At 58.1% G+C, this 3119-nt stretch carries 2 protein-coding genes and 1 pseudogene; all 3 read right to left on the reverse strand.

All coding sequences use genetic code 11. From position 1 onward, the window contains the following. Positions 1-593: P-type DNA transfer protein VirB5 (virB5, locus tag KDX37_RS30010; RefSeq protein WP_231656589.1), on the reverse strand; the 593-nt coding region annotated here is incomplete at its 3' end. Then, positions 590-2914, reverse strand: coding sequence for a VirB4 family type IV secretion system protein (locus KDX37_RS30015; RefSeq protein WP_455127251.1), 2325 nt, complete (start codon positions 2912-2914; stop codon positions 590-592). The genes virB5 and KDX37_RS30015, both read right to left, overlap by 4 nt. Before the next feature lie 76 nt (positions 2915-2990). Beyond that, positions 2991-3119, reverse strand: a pseudogene (locus KDX37_RS30020) (conjugal transfer protein); the annotation flags it as partial.

The following is a 3119-nucleotide window of genomic DNA, read 5'->3' on the forward strand; positions in this document are numbered from 1 at the left end:
TGAAGCATCTGCATGTTGGCCAGCCGCATCTGCTGGTTTTGCAGCTCGATCAACTCCTGCTGGTAGCGCAGCTGTAAATCCTCCTTCTGCTGTGGGGTCTGCACCTCGTTCAACCGCGCCCGTAGCAGCTCGGCGTTCTTGACCCGTTCAGTACTCGCGTTGTAATTGCGCTCCAGCGCATCGGCTGCCGACATCAACTGGTCGAATTTCGCCTGCACGCTGGCATTATCCGAAGTTAAGCCGTAGCGGTCACGCAAACTGGCGATGTCCCGTCCCGTGCTGTACACATCGGCCCAGTCCCCCAGGGGCATGACCTTGTTCAAGGCAGGGTCGTTCAGGAACCCACCCAACATGTCGTTGCCGGTGATGATGCTTTTGTAGTGGTTGTATTGCTGCGCGACCTGGGTGATGCCTTCCTTGGCTGTGCTCAGCGCGTCCATCGCCTGTTTGGCCTGGGCCAACGCATTCACCTTCAGTGCAAGCAGGTTAGACGGATCCAGGACCGGCACGCCTGGCACGACTGCGTGGGCAGCAGGCAGCGCTGCGGTCAACATGAGCGCGCTCAGCGCACAAGCCATCACGTGTTTTTTCATGACGAAACCTCTACTTCGTTGTGTTCCTGAAGGGCCTTCCAGGCTTTTTGGAAGGCTGGCATCCAGCGCTGTGCATCCCGCGTGTTCATGGACTGACGCAGGTTTTCGGCGTAGTCGAATGCGGGCAGCCACACTGCGGGATCGTCGGTGTTCAACCATTGGCGCACGGCTTCGGCCACCAGGAATGCGTCTACCCATACCTTGGGATCGGTCGTGTCCAGGTGTTGCCGGATACGCTCGGCCACCGCCAGGTTCTTTTTCGTAGCTGATAACAGCGGCAACCAATACTTGAGGGGGCCGTCCAGCTCCATCTTCAGCTTCACCGACTGGTTACCCTGCTGCACCACCATTTCCCGGCTCAACGGCCCCATATCACGCACGGCCTCGAACAACTTGCCCGTGACGCCGAACTTCGCGTAACTGTCAGCCTGAGCTTTTTTGTTTGGCAGCCAGATGGGGGTCGTCACTTGCTGAATCACCGCCGGAGCATACGGCGTCGCCAGCGCTTGCTCGGGGTACTGGGTATCCATGATCAGGATTTCCCCGCGCATGCGTCCGCTCTGCAGGACCTCCTTGATTGCATCCGCTGTGCTTTTGAACGACAACGGTGCCCAGTACTCGGCCACTACGTTCAGCAGCAGGTTGCCGGGGCGGGCCTGGTGCATTTCGCGCTTCATGTAGAACAGCGTGTTCAGAAACGCTTCCATGACCTCTGGGTGCTTCTGGGCGTAGTCGTTGTTAAGCAGCTGCGTGCAATCGAAGGCCAGACGCCGGTAGGTCTGTGCATCGAACTGGTTGACGGGCGAGTCCAGTACCCAGGCGTACTGACCTTCGCGGCCTTCACCGGCCAGACGGCACCATTTCGATAGCCGGGTCCGCAAGCAGTTTTCGCCTTGCTCAGGGATGTTGCGCAGTAGCAATGACATGCTGCGATTGCGCACGTTGGTGTGCGCCATGACAGCCTCGATCGAATCCTTGATCCTTCTCTGGTCAGCTTCATTGCTTTTTTCAGGGCCCCCCGCGCAACACAGCACCAGGTCAAACAACATTTGCCGCAACCCCGGACTGTCATGAAACTGGAACGGATTGACGCCGGTGAAGCGCCCAGGCTGCACGGTGTAATACTCGGCTCCCAATCCACACAGCAGATGTCTCAACGACTCGTTGTAGTCGATGCCGAAAATCAGCGGATCAAAGCGGCTGAGAAAGGTCAGCAGGATGGCCTCAGCGGTGGTTTTACCGACCCCCGTTTGGCCTGTGTAAACCGCATGACCTGGCAGCATTTCACCGAGATTGTTCTGGCCGGGCGGGCTGTCATGCACATTGAGGACATACAACGCCTTGTTGGCCGTCAGCACGGGCATGACGCCTGTCCCGTCACCAATGGGGTTGCCCTTGACCTTGCCCGTGGGGGTGGAGTGCAGCGAAAAGCTGCAGGCCAGGTTCTCGGTCGATTTCATCATGGGGTACATGGCCTCGGTCACACCGGGGAACTGCGTGTACCAGGTGTCGATGTTGCTCATGGTCGAGCGCACAAAGGTGGCATCACGCACCGTAAACACCGACGCCATTTTTGTGCCGTTCTCTATGGCCTGGTCCGGGGTCTTGCCGTAGACGATCAGGGAGGCGTGATAACGACCGAACGCCTTGTCGCCCAGGGTGATGGCCTCGATGGCATTTTCAAGTTCTTCGGTCTGCTTGGAATCGCGCTCGACCGAGCCCAAGTCCGCAACGTGCTTTTTGAATTTGTCCTTGGCCTTGTTACGGTCTTCAAACAGAAACGTTTGCACCAGGGTGAACTCGAATTGCTGCTCGATAGCTTCGTCCCACATGCCAGGGTAAGTCCCGCCACTGGGGTAGTCGCGCAGGTCAAAGGTGGTCGCGAAACGCTGGCCGCCCCGGTTGGGTCGGTTCTCGACAAAATCGTAGTTTTCGAAGTTGGTGACGCTATCAATGATCGCGTCCCCCAGGCGGGTGTCGCTGACCAGCACGTCTTTTTCGTGCCCGTTGATCAGCAGGCTGTAGTAGCGCCCGATCTGCGAGAACAGCGCACCGTGTTCGTTTTCCTCCAGCCCCATGATGACCGGGTCATATTCGGCCAGCAGCGTAGAGGAAAGTGACAACAGGTCGCTCATGCGCTCGATACCTTCATCCACCTCGCGGTACTTGAGGATCAGGGCAATGCTGTACCCGACCTGATAGAAGGTGCCGTTGCGAAACGGTGCGGTGTAAGCGTCGACAAAATCCTGCAAGGCAGGCAGCGGCAACGTGTACTGGGTGTCCAGCTCGATGCCCGTCTTGGTGATGTAGGTTTGCAGCATCAGGTGCTTGCCTTCCTTTTTGCCCAGGGCCAGGAAGTAGCGGTTGAGGTTGTGGAACAGGTGGACCAGTTCGTCATCACTGCGGGTTTCGCTGGAAACCCCCTTCAACTGGATCAGGCTCACCAGGCGATTGCCGGGCAGGGTCACCATGTGTTCGTGGACCGGATAGCGCATCAATGGCGCTTTCTTTTCCGGGGGCATAACG

Origin of the sequence: Pseudomonas californiensis (assembly GCF_021147775.1) — a bacterium.
Taxonomy (GTDB): domain Bacteria; phylum Pseudomonadota; class Gammaproteobacteria; order Pseudomonadales; family Pseudomonadaceae; genus Aquipseudomonas; species Aquipseudomonas californiensis.